Genomic DNA, 16,309 nt, shown 5'->3' with positions numbered 1-16,309 from the left:
AACAGGTTTAACTCCGACAGGAGCCAATCCGTGAAAGACTTATTGAAGTTTCTGAAAGCGCAAACTAAGACCGAAGAGTTTGATGCGATCAAGATTGCTCTGGCCTCGCCAGACATGATCCGTTCGTGGTCGTTCGGTGAAGTTAAGAAGCCGGAAACCATTAACTACCGTACGTTCAAACCTGAGCGTGACGGCCTTTTCTGCGCCCGTATCTTCGGGCCGGTAAAAGATTACGAGTGCCTGTGCGGTAAGTACAAGCGCTTGAAACACCGCGGCGTGATCTGTGAGAAGTGCGGCGTTGAAGTGACCCAGACCAAAGTGCGTCGTGAGCGCATGGGCCACATCGAGCTGGCTTCGCCGACCGCGCACATCTGGTTCCTGAAATCGCTGCCATCCCGCATCGGTTTGCTGCTGGATATGCCGCTGCGTGATATCGAACGCGTACTGTACTTCGAATCCTATGTGGTGGTCGAAGGCGGTATGACCAACCTCGAGCGTCGTCAGATCCTGACCGAAGAGCAGTATCTGGACGCGCTGGAAGAGTTCGGTGACGAATTCGACGCCAAGATGGGTGCGGAAGCTATTCAGGCCCTGTTGAAAAACATGGATCTGGAAGCCGAGTGCGAGCAGCTGCGTGAAGAGCTGAACGAAACCAACTCCGAAACCAAGCGCAAGAAGCTGACCAAGCGTATCAAGCTGCTGGAAGCGTTCGTACAGTCCGGCAACAAGCCGGAGTGGATGATCCTGACCGTGCTGCCGGTACTGCCGCCGGATCTGCGCCCGCTGGTTCCGCTGGATGGCGGTCGTTTCGCGACGTCGGATCTGAACGATCTGTATCGCCGCGTGATCAACCGTAACAACCGTCTGAAACGCCTGCTGGATCTGGCTGCGCCTGACATCATCGTGCGCAACGAAAAGCGTATGCTGCAAGAAGCGGTAGACGCCCTGCTGGATAACGGTCGTCGCGGTCGTGCCATCACCGGTTCCAACAAACGTCCTCTGAAATCTTTGGCCGACATGATCAAAGGTAAGCAGGGTCGTTTCCGTCAGAACCTGCTCGGTAAACGCGTTGACTACTCCGGCCGTTCCGTCATCACCGTAGGTCCATACCTGCGTCTGCATCAGTGCGGTCTGCCTAAAAAGATGGCGCTGGAGCTGTTCAAACCGTTCATCTACGGCAAGTTGGAGCTGCGTGGCCTGGCCACCACCATCAAAGCCGCCAAGAAAATGGTTGAGCGTGAAGAAGCCGTCGTTTGGGATATCCTGGACGAAGTGATCCGCGAACACCCGGTACTGCTGAACCGTGCACCAACCCTGCACCGTTTGGGTATCCAGGCGTTTGAACCGGTTCTGATCGAAGGTAAAGCGATCCAGCTGCACCCGCTGGTTTGTGCGGCCTATAACGCCGACTTCGACGGTGACCAGATGGCTGTTCACGTACCGCTGACGCTGGAAGCCCAGCTGGAAGCGCGTGCGCTGATGATGTCCACCAACAACATCCTGTCCCCAGCGAACGGCGAGCCAATCATCGTTCCTTCTCAGGACGTTGTACTGGGTCTGTACTACATGACCCGCGACTGTGTTAACGCCAAGGGCGAAGGCATGGTGCTGAACGGTTCCAAAGAAGCTGAGCGTGTTTACCGCGCCGGCCTGGCGTCTCTGCATGCGCGCGTTAAAGTGCGTATCACCGAAGACGTCAAGAACGCCGAAGGCGAATGGACTTCTCAGACCAGCATCATCGACACCACCATCGGCCGCGCCATCCTGTGGATGATCGTACCGAAAGGTCTGCCGTACTCGATCGTTAACCAGCCTTTGGGCAAGAAAGCGATCTCCAAGATGCTGAACACCTGTTACCGCATCCTGGGCCTGAAGCCGACCGTTATCTTTGCTGACCAGATCATGTACACCGGTTTTGCTTACGCAGCCCGTTCCGGCGCTTCCGTAGGTATCGACGACATGGTTATCCCGGCCAAGAAAGCGGAGATCATCGAAGAAGCGGAAACCGAAGTTGCCGAGATCCAGGAGCAGTTCCAGTCTGGTCTGGTTACCGCCGGCGAACGCTACAACAAAGTGATCGATATCTGGGCAGCAGCGAACGAACGCGTTGCGAAAGCGATGATGGAAAACCTGTCGGTAGAAGACGTGGTTAACCGTGACGGCGAAGTGGAACAGCAAGTTTCCTTCAACAGCATCTTTATGATGGCCGACTCCGGTGCGCGTGGTTCCGCCGCTCAGATTCGTCAGCTGGCCGGTATGCGTGGTCTGATGGCGAAGCCGGATGGCTCCATCATCGAAACGCCAATCACCGCGAACTTCCGTGAAGGTCTGAACGTACTCCAGTACTTCATCTCCACCCACGGTGCTCGTAAAGGTCTGGCGGATACCGCACTGAAAACCGCGAACTCCGGTTATCTGACTCGTCGTCTGGTTGACGTGGCGCAGGATCTGGTGGTGACCGAAGACGACTGTGGCACTCACGACGGCATCCTGATGACTCCGGTTATCGAAGGTGGCGACGTGAAAGAGCCGCTGCGTGAACGCGTTCTGGGCCGTGTGACGGCAGAAGATGTCCTCAAGCCGGGTACGGCGGACATTCTGGTGCCACGCAACACCCTGCTGAACGAGAAGGCGTGTGACCTGTTGGAAGAGAACTCTGTCGACAGCGTTAAAGTCCGTTCCGTGGTGAGCTGTGAAACCGACTTTGGTGTGTGTGCAAACTGCTACGGTCGCGACCTGGCACGTGGCCACATCATCAACAAAGGTGAAGCCATCGGCGTTATCGCGGCCCAGTCCATCGGTGAGCCGGGTACACAGCTGACGATGCGTACGTTCCACATCGGTGGTGCGGCATCTCGTGCGGCTGCTGAATCCAGCATCCAGGTGAAAAACAAGGGTAGCCTCAAGCTGAGCAACGTGAAGTTCGTTATGAACGCAGCGGGCAAGCTGGTGATCACCTCGCGTAACACCGAACTGAAACTGATCGACGAATTCGGCCGTACCAAAGAAAGCTACAAGGTGCCTTACGGTGCCGTGATGGGCAAAGGCGACGGTGAAGAAGTTAACGGCGGCGAAACCGTCGCTAACTGGGATCCGCACACCATGCCGGTCATCAGTGAAGTCAGCGGCTTCATTCGCTTCGCGGATATGGTTGACGGCCAGACCATTACTCGCCAGACCGACGAACTGACCGGTTTGTCTTCTCTGGTCGTACTGGACAGCGCAGAGCGTACCGGTAGCGGTAAAGACCTGCGTCCGGCACTGAAAATCGTTGACGCTCAGGGCGAAGACGTATTGATCCCAGGTACTGATATGCCTGCTCAATACTTCCTGCCGGGCAAAGCGATCGTTCAGCTGGAAGACGGCATTCAGATCGGTGCGGGTGATACCCTGGCGCGTATTCCTCAGGAATCCGGCGGTACCAAGGATATTACCGGTGGTCTGCCGCGCGTTGCCGACCTGTTCGAAGCACGTCGTCCGAAAGAGCCGGCAATCCTGGCTGAAATCAGCGGGATTATCTCGTTCGGTAAAGAGACCAAAGGTAAACGTCGCCTGGTGATCTCTCCGCTGGACGGCAGCGACGCTTACGAAGAGATGATTCCGAAATGGCGTCAGCTCAACGTGTTCGAAGGCGAAGTGGTGGAGCGTGGCGACGTCGTTTCTGACGGCCCAGAGTCTCCGCACGACATTCTGCGTCTGCGTGGCGTGCATGCGGTTACCCGCTACATCACCAACGAAGTGCAGGAAGTTTACCGTCTGCAAGGCGTTAAGATTAACGATAAGCACATCGAAGTTATCGTTCGTCAGATGCTGCGTAAAGGCACCATCGTTAGCGCTGGTGGCTCCGAGTTCCTGGAAGGCGAGCAGGCTGAAGTGTCTCGCGTCAAGATTGCCAACCGTCAGCTGGAAGCTGAAGGTAAAATCGCGGCAACCTTCTCGCGCGATCTGCTGGGTATCACCAAGGCTTCCTTGGCGACCGAGTCCTTCATCTCCGCTGCATCGTTCCAGGAAACGACGCGCGTTCTGACCGAAGCTGCCGTAGCCGGCAAGCGTGATGAACTGCGTGGCCTGAAAGAGAACGTCATCGTGGGCCGTCTGATCCCAGCCGGTACCGGTTACGCTTATCATCAGGATCGCATGCGTCGTCGTGCTCAGGGTGAAGCGCCGGTTGTTCCGCAAGTCAGCGCGGAAGAAGCGACGGCTAACCTGGCCGAGCTGCTCAACGCAGGCCTGGGCGGCAGCGACGACGAGTAATCGTCATCCGCGCCGCGGGCCCGGCATGCCGGGCCCATCGCCAGATAAACCGCCCCCTCGGGGGCGGTTTTTTTTCGCCTCATGCCGGGGAAGAGCAAACTTTGCTACTATGGTTACAGCAGAAATTGACCGGCGCTTTTTACCTGATAACCAAGGACAGTGCGAACATGGACAGCCTCATTACCTTCGAGAAACTGACGGCGCAACACCTGCCTTACCTGTATGAGATCCGCTTTTCCGTTGAAGAAAACCTGCTGCACCCGCATCAGATCCAGTATCTGCAGCGCAAACAGGCGCTGGAGGATATCGACCAGGGCGGCGGCTGGATCTGCAAGCATGGCGACGACTATGCCGGCGTTGGTTTCGGGTTATTCATCCCTGAACCGCTGATCGGCGGCCTGTTCGTGAAGCCGGAATACCAGTCGAAGGGGATCGGCTCCGCCTTGCTGGCACGGGTCACTACCTGGATGTTTGAGCACGGCGCCGAAGCGATCCACTTAACCACCGATCCCGGCTCCAAAGCCGAAGGCTTTTATCAACATCATGGCTGGGTCGTGGTCGGGCAGGATGAGTTTGGCCAGGCCGAACTGGTGAAACGCAAAGAGGGTGAATAATGACAACCAAAGGATTGATGACGTTCCTGCTGCTTTCGCTGTTCAGCGCGCCGCTGTATGCGGCCGTTGACTATTTTTACCTCAAACCGCTCGACGGCGAGAAGATCAAGATAACTCGGCAGATGCTGGAAGCGATGCCGCGGCATACGATTAAAACCTCGACCAATTTCACCCCGGAAGATACGTTCACCGGCGTTGAGTTTGCGGAGCTGGTGAAAGCCTATCACCTGAAAGGCCAGTCGGTGCGCGCCTTCGCCTGGGATGATTACTCCTATTCGATGCCGATCGATGAGATGATTAAATACCGCGTGATCGTCGCCTACCAGCGCGGCGGCAAGCCGATCGACGTTGGGGAACTGGGGCCGTTCGCCATTATTTATCCGCGCGATGGCTACGCCGAGCTGAATAACCTGGATGTGAATGCGAAAACCGTCTGGCAAGTTAAACGGTTGGATCTGAAATAAGATGAGCAAAAAACTGATCGGTACTCTTATCGCGTTGGTTGCCATCTTTTCCTTATTGATTTTGTTGATTGCTATTAACTTCGGCGGCGTAAAAGAACGCTATAAGCAGATCGAGCCCAATCTGGACAACTACTCGGTGGCCGAGATCCTCTTTCTGGCGTTTGAAAGGACCAAAACCGCGCTGCTGCTCAGTAAAAACAACGACTACGACGCCTTCCAGATCAAAAAGAAAATCTTCTACTCGAAGATTCAGATCCTGGAGAGCCGTTCGACCTTCAGCGACTCTTTTTATTACGACGACGAGTTCATCAAGAATGTCGCGCTGCTGAAGCAGCAGTACCGCACGTTGGATGAGCTCTCCGCCGGTTTGCTGGTGGGGCAGAGAAATAAGGCGGACATTCTCTCTTATATGGATGATATCGAGGGCACGCTGGTCGATATCCAGGAAATTATTTATCGGATACAGATTAAAAACTTTACCGAAGTGAAAGGCATCATCCAGGACAACTCGAGTAAAGCCGAGATGTTCGCCCTCTTTTCGCTGATTTTGGTATTCCTGATGATGTTCCTGGTGCTGAGAAATGCCTTCTCGTTGAAAGAGATTATCAAGAACAAGAACATCTTTATCTCTTCCATTTACCACGAGATCGCCGGTTCGACCCAGGCCATCGTCATTGCCGCGGATATCATGGAGCACGAGCTGGCGCAGGAAGAGTTGAAAAAAGAAGCCCGCCTGATCTCCTATCACGGTAATAAGATCGCCGAACAAACGCGCGAGGTGATGGATTATTCACGGCTTGAGATGGGGGAAGTCAAAATCAATATTTCCACCTTCCGGCTGAATGAGGTGGTGGACGATGCCGTAACCGGCATCGGCGCCGGGCGCGGCAATCGCCTCATGATTCACCGTTCGTCTTATGCCGGCCTGATTGGTTCTGATAAATACAAGCTCTACCGAATATTGGCCAACCTGCTCAGCAACGCGGACAAATTTACCCACCACGGCGTGATCGCCCTCAATGTGAAGGTGTGTCACGGTAATCTGTATTTGCGGGTAAAAGACACCGGCATCGGGTTTAACGTCGATAACCTGGATCGGTTATATAAGGCGTTCAATCAGGGGGTGGAAAGGGAAACGCGGCAGGGGTTGGGGCTGGGGCTGACCATTATCAAAAATTACGTCACGACGATGAAAGGTGCCATTAGAGCCAAATCCGTCGAAGGGGTGGGCTCATCGTTTTTGATCCGCATCCCGGTCAAACTAATTAAAGAATAGGTTCGACAGCAGCAGCGAGGAGATAATCAGCGGCTTGGTCGGTTTTTCCACCAGGTGTACGTCATAGTGCAGGATCATATCGCCGATGTTTTTCTCGTAGTGATTCAGCTGGCCGGTCAGAATAATGATGCGGGCGTGCGGATCGAGGGCGTCTTTAATTTTCTTCACGACGCGTTCGGAGGTCTCGCCGAAGTCCAACAGCCAGTCCAGAATAAACGCCTCAAAGGACTGCTGTTCCAGCGCGGCCAGCATGGCGTCCGCCGTCTGAAAGGTCTCAGTCTCGATGCCGTATCGGCTGGCGATCTTCTTTAACAGTTCGAGAATATCGCCGTCATTGTCCAGGATCGCGATACGCGGCGCCGGCAGAAAGTCTATCTTGTTGACTTTGTACAGCGGAGCCTCGGCGGCATGTTCCCGATTGGTGTTGATGATGAAAAGATCGTCTTTTTTGTAGGCGTAGGTTTCGTCGTTGTCCGCTTGCGTGACTGGGCACTCGTCGACTTCAATGCTGCAGCGCTTGTGAATGCTGTTCATGATAAAGACGCCGTTATGCGTCCTTTGGCCGGCGAAGGGCTCGTTGAAGTACTGGAAAACCTTTTTGACTTCATCGAGGGTGATGCCCCTTTTGCCATCCAGTTTCTGTTTGGCGCTGTTGTACTGAAGGTTCAGTATGTTGGCCATCGTGGAGGCATGTTTTCTGTCGCCAACTCCTTTCAGAGTGAGCAACGCGCTGATTGCATCGATGTAATTTGGCGTTTTCTTCATGACAACCTTGGCTTTTTTTGATGTTGACCGCGAGCGCTGAAAACCTGCGCGAGGACCCGTGCTGGATTATAGATGATGCCCCGGCGGTTGCGGCGATATCAGTTTGATTTTCCTTGGCAAACTCATAACACACTCGATAACAAATAAAAAAACACTCAAAAGACATTCACATTTAATCGTTTGTATGGTTAATTAGCGCACATACTGTGTGATTCGCGTCCTGGGGGGGTGCCAGTCTCACAAAATAAACCGCCTGCTCTTGTCCGTAAGCAGGGAGCAGGCGGCAAAAAAGCTCTGCGGCCAACACCAGGGCCATTGGCAGTACCGGGGATGACCATTCGAACCTCTCTTCGTCGCTGTATCTTCTTTTTCCCCGTTCCTCACTTTTCTGCCGTAACAGCGCCCTATGAATATCACTCCTGCGTGAATACCGAACGCAACTAGACCATCTTTCTGACTGCCCATTAGCCGACAAGACAACCTGCCCGTACGCTTTTACAAGCCGTGATACGCGACATGCGCGTTGCCGCGGACGAGGGCCCGGCGTCGCGCAAGAGAATCTCCGGCGCGATCCGGGATGGGATAAGGCGGGGCCATCGAGAGGGAGACGGCCCCGGCCGGCGCCGGGTTTGGCGGCCGGCAAGGTCACTATAGCCGGCGGGCCTGCCGGCGCCAGCGCCACCGTTCGGCATTGCGTGGCCGTTCCAGCGTTTTCTTCACGCGGCGGTAAACGTTGCCGTTTATTGCGCGCTGCGTCCCAGATAATCGTCCCAGTCTTTCCACACCGGCTGCAGCCCGGCATTGCTGATGGCCTCGGCGACCTGCTGCGGCGTGCGGCCGTCGTGCGGCTCGAACTGTTCCAATTCCGGCGGTACGTCGTCGGCATAGCCGCCGGGCTGCGTCTTGGATCCGGCGCTGACGCTGTTGATCGCCACCGGGATCATGTGATCGCGGAAGTACGGCGACTCACGCGTAGACAGCGACAGCTCAACGTCCGGCGCGAACAGCCGGAAGGCGCAGATCAGCTGCACCAGCTGGGGCTCGCTCATGATCGACGCCGGTTCAATACCGCCGGCGCAGGGGCGCAGACGCGGGAACGAGATCGAGTAGCGGCTCTGCCAGTAGGTTTGCTGCAGGTAGAACAGATGTTCCGCCAGCAGGTAACAGTCGGTGCGCCAGCTGTTGGACAGGCCGATCAACGCGCCGAGGCCGATCTTGTCGATCCCGGCGCGCCCCAGGCGATCCGGCGTGGCCAGGCGCCAATGGAAATCCTGCTTCTGGCCGCGCAGGTGGTGCTGCAGATAGGTGGCCGGATGGTAGGTTTCCTGATACACCAGCACGCCGTCCAGGCCCAGCGTTTTCAGTTCGGCGTACTCGTCCTGCGCCAGCGGCTGCACTTCCATCATCAGCGAGCTGAAGTGGCGGCGGATCGCCGGAATGTGCTGACGGAAATAGTCCATGCCGACCTTGGTCTGATGCTCGCCGGTGACCAGCAACAGGTGTTCGAACCCCAGCGCCTTGATGGCTTCGCACTCGCGTGCGATCTCCGCCGCATCGAGCGTTTTACGCTTGATGCGGTTGCTCATTGAAAAGCCGCAGTAGGTGCAGTCGTTGGCGCACAGGTTAGAGAGGTACAGCGGCACATAGAAGCTGACGACGTTGCCGAAGCGCTGACGGGTCAGCTGCTGCGCGCGCTGCGCCAGCGGTTCCAGATACGGCGCGGCGGCGGGGGAGATCAGTGCCATAAAGTCGTCGCGCGTCAGCTTGTCGGCATTCAATGCGCGTTCCACGTCGCGTGCGGTTTTGCCGTTGATGCGCAGCGTAATATCGTCCCAATCCAGCTGTTGCCAGCGGCTACTGAAATCGTCGGCCATCACTGTGCCTCCTCTGGCTGGCTGAGGAAGACGGTCAGCGGGCTGGAGGCGGCCGCACTGCGCTGGCTTGAGCCTAATCCGGCGCTGCGCGCCAGCTCGCCGGCTTCCAGCGCCAGGCGAAACGCCCGTGCCATTCCTACCGGATCGCGTGCCACGGCGATGGCGGTATTCACCAGCACCGCGTCGGCGCCCAGCTCCATCGCTTCCAGCGCGTGGCTCGGCGCGCCGATGCCGGCATCGACCACCACCGGCACCTTGGCCTGTTCGATGATGATCTCGAGGAAGTCGCGGGTGCGCAGACCGCGGTTGGAGCCGATAGGGGCGCCGAGCGGCATCACCGCCGCACAGCCCACCTCTTCCAGCCGTTTGCACAGCACCGGATCGGCGCCGCAGTAGGGCAGCACCACAAAACCGTCTTTCACCAGCGTTTCCGCCGCCTTCAGCGTTTCTATCGGATCCGGCAGCAGGTATTTCACATCGGGATGGATCTCCAGCTTCACCCAGTGGGTGCCGAGCGCTTCGCGCGCCAGTCGGGCGGCGAACACCGCTTCGGCGGCGGTTTTGGCACCGGAGGTATTGGGCAACAGCCTGACGCCCAACTGCTGCAGCGGCGCCAAAATGGCGTCGTTGCCGCCGCGCAGATCGACGCGCTTCATGGCCATGGTCACCAGCTGTGAGCCGGAGGCTGCCAGCGCCTCCAACATCAGCGCCGGGGTGGCGAACTTGCCGGTGCCGGTGAACAGGCGCGAGGTAAAAGTGGTATCGGCGATTTTCAGCATGTCAGCCTCCGGCGATCGCTTGAAACAGCAAAATGTCGTCACCGTCCTGCACCTGATGGTCGGCCCAGTCGGCGCGTGGGATGATGGTTTGGTTGATCGCCAGCGCGGTGCCCGGCTGGTGGCGTTCCAGCTGGGTCAGCAGGGCGGCGACGCTGAGCGGCTGCGCCAGCTCCAGCGGTTGATCGTTCAGTCGGATCTTCATGCCGCGCCTCCGCATACCGGGCAGGTGCGGGCCTGGCTCAGTTGCAGCGTGCTCCAGCTCTGCTGCTTGCCGTCGAACAACCGCAGTTTACCGCTGAGAGAGGAAGGCATGCCGGCCAGCATTTTGATGGCTTCCAGCGCTTGCAGAGTGCCGATCACGCCCACCACCGGGCCGAGCACCCCGGCGGTGCGGCAGTTGCGTTGCGGCTCTTCCTGTTCCGGGTACAGGCAGGCGTAGCAGCCATGCGCATAGGGCGGCTCGAGCACCAGCAGCTGGCCGCTGAAGCCGACCGCGCTGCCGCTGATCAGCGGTTTGGCGGCGGCGATGCAGGCGGCATTGACCTCATGGCGGGTCGCCATATTGTCGCAGCAATCCAGCACCAGGTCGGCGCGGGCGACTGCGTCGCGCAGCGCTTGCCCCTGCAGCCGCTGCGCCAGCGGGATGGATTCTACCAACGGGTTCAATGCCTGCAGGTGGCGTTGCGCCAGCGCCGCCTTGCCGGTGGCGGTATCGGCGCTGCGGTAGAGAATTTGCCGCTGCAGGTTGGTGACGTGCAGCTGGTCGTCGTCGGCCAGCAGCAGCGTGCCGACGCCGGCGGCGGCCAGATACAGCGAAGCCGGGGAACCGAGCCCGCCTAAACCGACGATCAGCACCGTGGCGCGCTTGAGTTTCTCCTGGCCTTCCGGGCCGACGTCCTCCAGCAGCAGCTGACGGCTGTAGCGCAGGAATTCCTGATCGTTAAGCATCGTTCGGATCCTCGCCTTCGATCAGCCGCAGCAGCTCGGCCGTCGCCGCGCGCCAGTCCGGCGCCTGGGTGATGGCGCTGACCACCGCCACGCTGCCGACGCCGCACGCCAGCACCGCCGGTACGCGATCGATGCTGATCCCGCCGATCGCTACCGTCGGGTAATCCGCCAAATCGGCGATATGGCGCTTCAACTCCGTCAGCCCCTGTGGCGCCGAAGGCATGTCTTTGGTCTGGGTAGGGAAGATGTGCCCCAGCGCGATGTAGGACGGTTTCACCGCCAGCGCGCGCGCCAGCTCGGCGTCGTCATGGGTGGATACGCCCAGCCGCAGCCCGGCGCGGTGGATGGCCGCCAGATCGGTGGTATCGAGATCTTCCTGGCCCAGATGTACGCCGTAGGCGCCGTGTTTGATCGCCAGCCGCCAGTAGTCGTTGATGAACAGCCGCGCCTGATAACGCTGGCCCAGCGCGATGGCGGCGGCGATATCCTCTTCGACCTGCTCGTCAGGCAGATCCTTGATGCGCAGCTGGATCGTGGTGACGCCGGCCTCCAGTAGGCGAGCGATCCACGCCACGCTGTCGACGACCGGGTAAAGCCCCAGCTTGTGGGGCGTAGCCGGGAAGGGGGTCGTGATATCAGTCATTGCTTGTCTCCTCTTGCAGGGTGCCGGCGCTGTGATACAGCTCGCTGCCGCGGGCGCGGAACTCGGCGGACATTTTCTCCATGCCGGTCAGCTGTACTTCGATCGGCTTGGCGGCTTCCTGGGCGGCGGCGTAGTCGCGCACCTCCTGCGAAATTTTCATCGAGCAGAATTTCGGCCCGCACATCGAGCAGAAGTGGGCGACCTTGCCGGATTCCTGCGGCAGGGTTTCGTCGTGATAGGCGCGCGCGGTGGCCGGATCGAGCGCCAGATTGAACTGATCTTCCCAGCGGAATTCGAAACGCGCCTTGGACATGGCGTTATCGCGGATCTGCGCGCCCGGATGGCCTTTGGCCAGATCGGCGGCGTGAGCGGCGATCTTGTAGGTGATCAGGCCCTGTTTGACGTCCTCTTTGTTCGGCAGGCCGAGGTGCTCTTTCGGCGTGACGTAACACAGCATGGCGCAGCCGAACCAGCCGATCATTGCCGCGCCGATGCCGGAGGTGAAATGGTCATAGCCCGGGGCGATATCGGTGGTCAGCGGGCCGAGGGTGTAGAACGGCGCTTCGTGGCAGTGTTCCAGCTCTTCGGTCATGTTGCGGCGGATCATCTGCATCGGCACGTGGCCCGGGCCTTCGATCATCACCTGCACGTCGTATTCCCAGGCGATTTTGGTCAGCTCGCCCAGCGTATGCAGCTCGGCGAACTGGGCTTCGTCGTTGGCGTCCTGAATCGAGCCGGGGCGCAGGCCGTCGCCGAGCGACAGCGAAACGTCGTAGGCGGCGCAGATCTCACAGATTTCACGGAAATGCTGATAGAGGAAGTTTTCCTGATGGTGCGACAGACACCATTTGGCCATGATCGAGCCACCGCGCGACACGATGCCGGTCAGGCGTTTGGCGGTCATCGGCACGTAGCGCAGCAGCACGCCGGCGTGGATGGTGAAGTAGTCGACCCCTTGCTCCGCCTGTTCCAGCAGCGTATCGCGGAACATCGCCCAGGTGAGGTTTTCCGCCACGCCGTTGACCTTCTCGAGTGCCTGGTAGATCGGCACGGTGCCGATGGGCACCGGGCTGTTGCGCAGGATCCACTCGCGGGTTTCGTGAATATAGCGACCGGTGGAGAGATCCATCACGGTGTCCGCGCCCCAGCGGGTGGACCACACCAGCTTCTCCACCTCTTCTTCGATCGACGACGTGACCGCCGAGTTGCCGATATTGGCGTTCACCTTCACCAGGAAATTGCGGCCGATGATCATCGGCTCCGCCTCCGGATGGTTGATGTTGGCGGGAATGATGGCGCGGCCGGCGGCCACTTCCTGACGCACGAACTCCGGCGTGATGTTGTCCGGCAGGTTGGCGCCCCAGCTCTGGCCCGGATGCTGGTGGCGCAATACCTCGCCGCGAATGCGCTCGCGCCCCATGTTTTCACGGATGGCGATGAACTCCATCTCCGGGGTGACGATACCGGCGCGGGCATAGTGCAGCTGGGTCACGCACTTGCCCGGCAGCGCCCTGCGCGGCAGCGGCAGATGCTCGAAGCGCAGGTGATCCAGCCCCTCGTCCGCCAGCCGCTGTTGGGTGAAGCCGGAGCTGGCGCCGCTGAGGGTGGCGGTATCGCCGCGCGCGTCGATCCAGTCGGCGCGCAGCTTGGCCAGGCCGGCGTGTACGTCGAGCTCGGCCTGCGGATCGCCGTAGGGGCCGGCGGTGTCATACACCGGGATCGCCTCGTTGGGTTCATACTGCGGGTGGTCTTTGCTGCCGCCAAGCAGGGTCGGGCTGAGCTGAATTTCGCGCATCGGCACCTGGATATCGCTGCGCGAGCCTTGCAGATAGATGCGGCGTGAGTTCGGGAAAGCCATGCCTTGCAGGGTGTCGATAAACTGCTGGGCGGCTTCGCGTTGCGCTTTACGGGCGCGCGGTGGATTAACGTTAGACATAGCAAGTTCCTACCAGTGTGTTGGGTTGGGAAAGTTGCTTGTCTGGAGCTCGGAGGGAGTAATGATGGTGGCCGATCAGGCAGGGCGCCCACAAGGGGAAGGCCGTGCCTGTGGCGATAGATTACTCTTGTTCCCTTCGCGGGTATTAACCCGATCAGGTTCCGCGGATCCCGAATTAACGGTCTCAGCCTGGCTGATTCGATGAACAAATCAGGCGCTAGGCACTCCGACAAGATGCCCCCCAGTATAGGAGGGATAAGAAAAAAAACTATAAAATTTTAACGCGCCGGATCCAGCGTCTGGTCCGGCAGCGGTTGCTGTGCGGCTTCCGCCTCCAACTGGATCAGCTTATCTTCCAGCGCAAAGCGCGCCGCCAGCGTTTCGCCGATATCCGACAAGGCCTGGTGGAATTCCAGACAAACCTCCTGATCGATATCCACTTCGGTATAGCGATCGTGGAACGCCATGATCTGTTCGGTATTGGCCCACAGCTTGGGGTAGATGTTCACCGCCAGCGACATTTTCGGACTGGCTGCGCCTTCCACTTGTTTGATAATTCTGTCATAGATATGAAAATGCCCTGCGGAGAGGTAATCCACCAGGTTGTGGCAAAAGTTCTCCAGCGCTTTTTCATTCAGCGGCGTATGCTTTTCTTTATTCGGTTTGAGGCCTACCAGCGTGCAGTAGGCGACCAGCAACTGTTTGCGGGCCTGAAGCCATTGATCAACTAATTCATTACTACCGCCAACGCGCTGAGTCAGCCTTTCCAAACGGTTGAGCATGTTTGACTCCGTGTAAGTAATAAAAGTAACCGGTAAGTTATTAAAATATAACAAAGCCGATTCGTAGAGTGCCAGTGAAGCTGAGGTTGTGCAACAACGATATGGAACTTGCATTAACGGGCAATGAAAACGGCTGGTGGATTGTCAGCCATGAAAGCAAACTTTGGTTACCGAACGGTGAATTGCCGTCGGGGACTGCCGCCGCTCTTGGGCTGCGGGGCCACATGGCGCGCACCATCGGTGAATGGGAGGGCGCGCCGGTCTGGCTGGTGCGCCAGGCGATGCCGCGGGAGATGGGCTCGGTGCGTCAGCTGTTGGATCAGGATCGCGGTCTGTTCCAGCTTGCCGGGCGCGGCGTGCAGCTGGCGGATTTCTACCGTTCCCATCGCTACTGCGGCTACTGCGGCCATGAGATGCACCTCAGTCGCTCCGAAAGCGCCTGCCTGTGCGGCCACTGCAAAGAGCGGTACTATCCGCAGATTGCACCCTGCGTAATCGTCGCCATTCGGCGCGAGGATCAGATCCTGCTGGCGCAACACGTGCGTCATCGCGGTGGCATCCACACGGTGCTGGCCGGCTTCGTCGAAGTGGGCGAAACGCTGGAACAGGCGGTGGCGCGTGAAGTGATGGAAGAGAGCAATATCGAAATCAAGAACCTGCGCTACGTCACTTCACAACCCTGGCCGTTCCCGCACTCGCTGATGATGGCCTTTATGGCCGATTACCATCAGGGTGACATTCGTCACGATCCCAAGGAGCTGCTCAACGCCGGCTGGTATCGCTACGACCAATTGCCGCTGTTGCCGCCGCCCGGCACCGTGGCGCGCCGGTTGATTGAGGACACCGTGGCGCTGTGCCGGGCAGAATAATGTACAATGGCCGGCAGATTATTAAGGGAGCCCCATAAATGACTGAGTTGAAGAACGATCGCTACCTGCGCGCGCTGTTGCGCCAGCCGGTGGATGTGACCCCCGTATGGATGATGCGCCAGGCCGGTCGTTATTTACCGGAGTACAAGGCGACCCGCGCCCAGGCCGGTGATTTCATGTCGCTGTGCAAGAACGCGGAGCTGGCCTGCGAGGTCACGCTGCAGCCGCTGCGCCGCTATGCGCTGGACGCCGCCATCCTGTTCTCCGACATTCTCACCATTCCCGACGCCATGGGGCTCGGCCTGTACTTTGAAGCCGGCGAAGGCCCGCGTTTCAGCTCTCCCGTTACCTGCCGCGCCGACGTCGATAGGCTGCCGGTGTTCGATCCGGAAGTGGAGCTGGGCTATGTGATGAACGCAGTGCGCACCATTCGCCGCGAGCTGAAGGGCGAAGTGCCGCTGATCGGCTTCTCCGGCAGCCCGTGGACGCTGGCGACTTATATGGTCGAAGGCGGCAGCAGCAAGGCCTTCACCAAGCTGAAGAAGATGATGTATGCCGAACCGGCCACGCTGCACCTGTTGCTGGACAAGCTGGCGGACAGCGTGATCCTGTACCTCAATGCCCAGATCAAAGCCGGTGCGCAGTCGGTGATGGTGTTCGACACCTGGGGCGGCGTGCTGACCGGGCGCGATTACCGCGAGTTCTCTTTGCACTACATGCACAAGATCGTCGACGGGCTGCTGCGTGAAAACGACGGCCGCCGCGTGCCGGTGACGCTGTTCACCAAAGGCGGCGGGCAGTGGCTGGAGGCGATGGCCGCCACCGGCTGCGATGCGCTGGGGCTGGATTGGACCACCGACATCGCCGACGCACGTCGGCGCGTGGGCGACAAAGTGGCGCTGCAGGGCAATATGGATCCGTCGATGCTTTATGCCTCCCCGGCGCGCATCGCGGAAGAAGTGGAGACCATTCTGGCCGGTTTCGGCCACGGCAACGGCCATGTGTTCAACCTGGGCCACGGCATCCATCAGGATGTGCCGCCGGAGCACGCCGGCGCCTTCGTCGAGGCGGTACACGCGCACTCGGCAAAATACCACCGTTAAGG

14 protein-coding genes and 1 riboswitch are annotated in these 16,309 nt (G+C 58.9%); of the genes, 6 read left to right on the top strand and 8 right to left on the bottom strand.

The annotated features are described in order from the left end of the window. Nucleotides 1-30: 30 nt before the first annotated feature. The 4 genes from rpoC to ACYF6X_RS19020 all read left to right on the top strand — a co-directional run bounded on the left by rpoC (nt 31) and on the right by ACYF6X_RS19020 (nt 6,608). A complete protein-coding gene (rpoC, locus tag ACYF6X_RS19035; protein WP_025304939.1) occupies nt 31-4,254 on the top strand; it encodes a DNA-directed RNA polymerase subunit beta' in 4,224 nt (1,407 codons plus the stop codon). Between the two features lie 167 nt (nt 4,255-4,421). Continuing rightward, the gene (locus tag ACYF6X_RS19030; RefSeq protein ID WP_063991786.1) at nt 4,422-4,868 is read left to right on the top strand and encodes a GNAT family N-acetyltransferase; all 447 of its coding nucleotides are present in this window, start codon (nt 4,422-4,424) and stop codon (nt 4,866-4,868) included. Beyond that, a complete protein-coding gene (locus tag ACYF6X_RS19025) occupies nt 4,868-5,332 on the top strand; it encodes a putative pterin-binding protein (protein ID WP_130018780.1) in 465 nt (154 codons plus the stop codon). Before ACYF6X_RS19030 ends, ACYF6X_RS19025 begins: the two co-directional genes overlap by 1 nt. 1 nt (nt 5,333) lies before the next feature. Further along, nucleotides 5,334-6,608, top strand: coding sequence for a sensor histidine kinase (locus ACYF6X_RS19020; RefSeq protein ID WP_406880214.1), 1,275 nt, complete (start codon nt 5,334-5,336; stop codon nt 6,606-6,608). Here ACYF6X_RS19020 and ACYF6X_RS19015 read toward each other — a convergent pair. The 8 genes from ACYF6X_RS19015 to ACYF6X_RS18980 all read right to left on the bottom strand — a co-directional run bounded on the left by ACYF6X_RS19015 (nt 6,594) and on the right by ACYF6X_RS18980 (nt 14,335). After that, nucleotides 6,594-7,289: a helix-turn-helix domain-containing protein gene (locus ACYF6X_RS19015; protein WP_233221947.1), complete on the bottom strand. Its 696-nt coding sequence runs from the start codon at nt 7,287-7,289 to the stop codon at nt 6,594-6,596. The two genes, ACYF6X_RS19020 and ACYF6X_RS19015, sit on opposite strands and share 15 nt — an antisense overlap. An 824-nt stretch (nt 7,290-8,113) precedes the next feature. Continuing rightward, nucleotides 8,114-9,247, bottom strand: a complete 1,134-nt coding sequence (thiH, locus tag ACYF6X_RS19010) for a 2-iminoacetate synthase ThiH (protein WP_060442886.1) — start codon at nt 9,245-9,247, stop codon at nt 8,114-8,116. Beyond that, a complete protein-coding gene (locus ACYF6X_RS19005) occupies nt 9,247-10,026 on the bottom strand; it encodes a thiazole synthase (protein WP_130018800.1) in 780 nt (259 codons plus the stop codon). The genes thiH and ACYF6X_RS19005 overlap by 1 nt, the downstream gene beginning before the upstream one ends. 1 nt (nt 10,027) lies before the next feature. Next, a complete protein-coding gene (thiS, locus tag ACYF6X_RS19000; protein WP_016929423.1) occupies nt 10,028-10,228 on the bottom strand; it encodes a sulfur carrier protein ThiS in 201 nt (66 codons plus the stop codon). Next, complete coding sequence (locus tag ACYF6X_RS18995; RefSeq protein ID WP_063991778.1) at nt 10,225-10,974, bottom strand: HesA/MoeB/ThiF family protein; 750 nt, start codon at nt 10,972-10,974, stop codon at nt 10,225-10,227. The genes thiS and ACYF6X_RS18995 overlap by 4 nt, the downstream gene beginning before the upstream one ends. After that, nucleotides 10,967-11,617, bottom strand: a complete 651-nt coding sequence (thiE, locus tag ACYF6X_RS18990) for a thiamine phosphate synthase (protein ID WP_063991777.1) — start codon at nt 11,615-11,617, stop codon at nt 10,967-10,969. Before thiE ends, ACYF6X_RS18995 begins: the two co-directional genes overlap by 8 nt. After that, complete coding sequence (gene thiC, locus ACYF6X_RS18985) at nt 11,610-13,553, bottom strand: phosphomethylpyrimidine synthase ThiC (RefSeq protein WP_107228109.1); 1,944 nt, start codon at nt 13,551-13,553, stop codon at nt 11,610-11,612. The genes thiE and thiC overlap by 8 nt, the downstream gene beginning before the upstream one ends. A gap of 114 nt (nt 13,554-13,667) precedes the next feature. Beyond that, nucleotides 13,668-13,792, bottom strand: a riboswitch (TPP riboswitch). 39 nt (nt 13,793-13,831) lie between these two features. After that, the gene (locus tag ACYF6X_RS18980; protein ID WP_016929420.1) at nt 13,832-14,335 is read right to left on the bottom strand and encodes an Rsd/AlgQ family anti-sigma factor; all 504 of its coding nucleotides are present in this window, start codon (nt 14,333-14,335) and stop codon (nt 13,832-13,834) included. A 101-nt stretch (nt 14,336-14,436) separates the two neighbouring features. Between ACYF6X_RS18980 and nudC the strand changes: the two genes are divergently transcribed. Then, nucleotides 14,437-15,204 (top strand): NAD(+) diphosphatase, encoded by a 768-nt coding sequence (gene nudC, locus ACYF6X_RS18975; RefSeq protein ID WP_063991785.1) that lies wholly within the window; start codon nt 14,437-14,439, stop codon nt 15,202-15,204. Between the two features lie 38 nt (nt 15,205-15,242). Beyond that, nucleotides 15,243-16,307 (top strand): uroporphyrinogen decarboxylase, encoded by a 1,065-nt coding sequence (gene hemE, locus ACYF6X_RS18970; RefSeq protein ID WP_130018801.1) that lies wholly within the window; start codon nt 15,243-15,245, stop codon nt 16,305-16,307. Nucleotides 16,308-16,309: the final 2 nt, after the last annotated feature.

Source organism: Serratia sp. ID 25-353 (assembly GCF_054792795.1).
The sequence above is the reverse complement of the archived record's forward strand: the minus strand, read 5'-3'. Positions and strand labels throughout refer to the sequence as shown.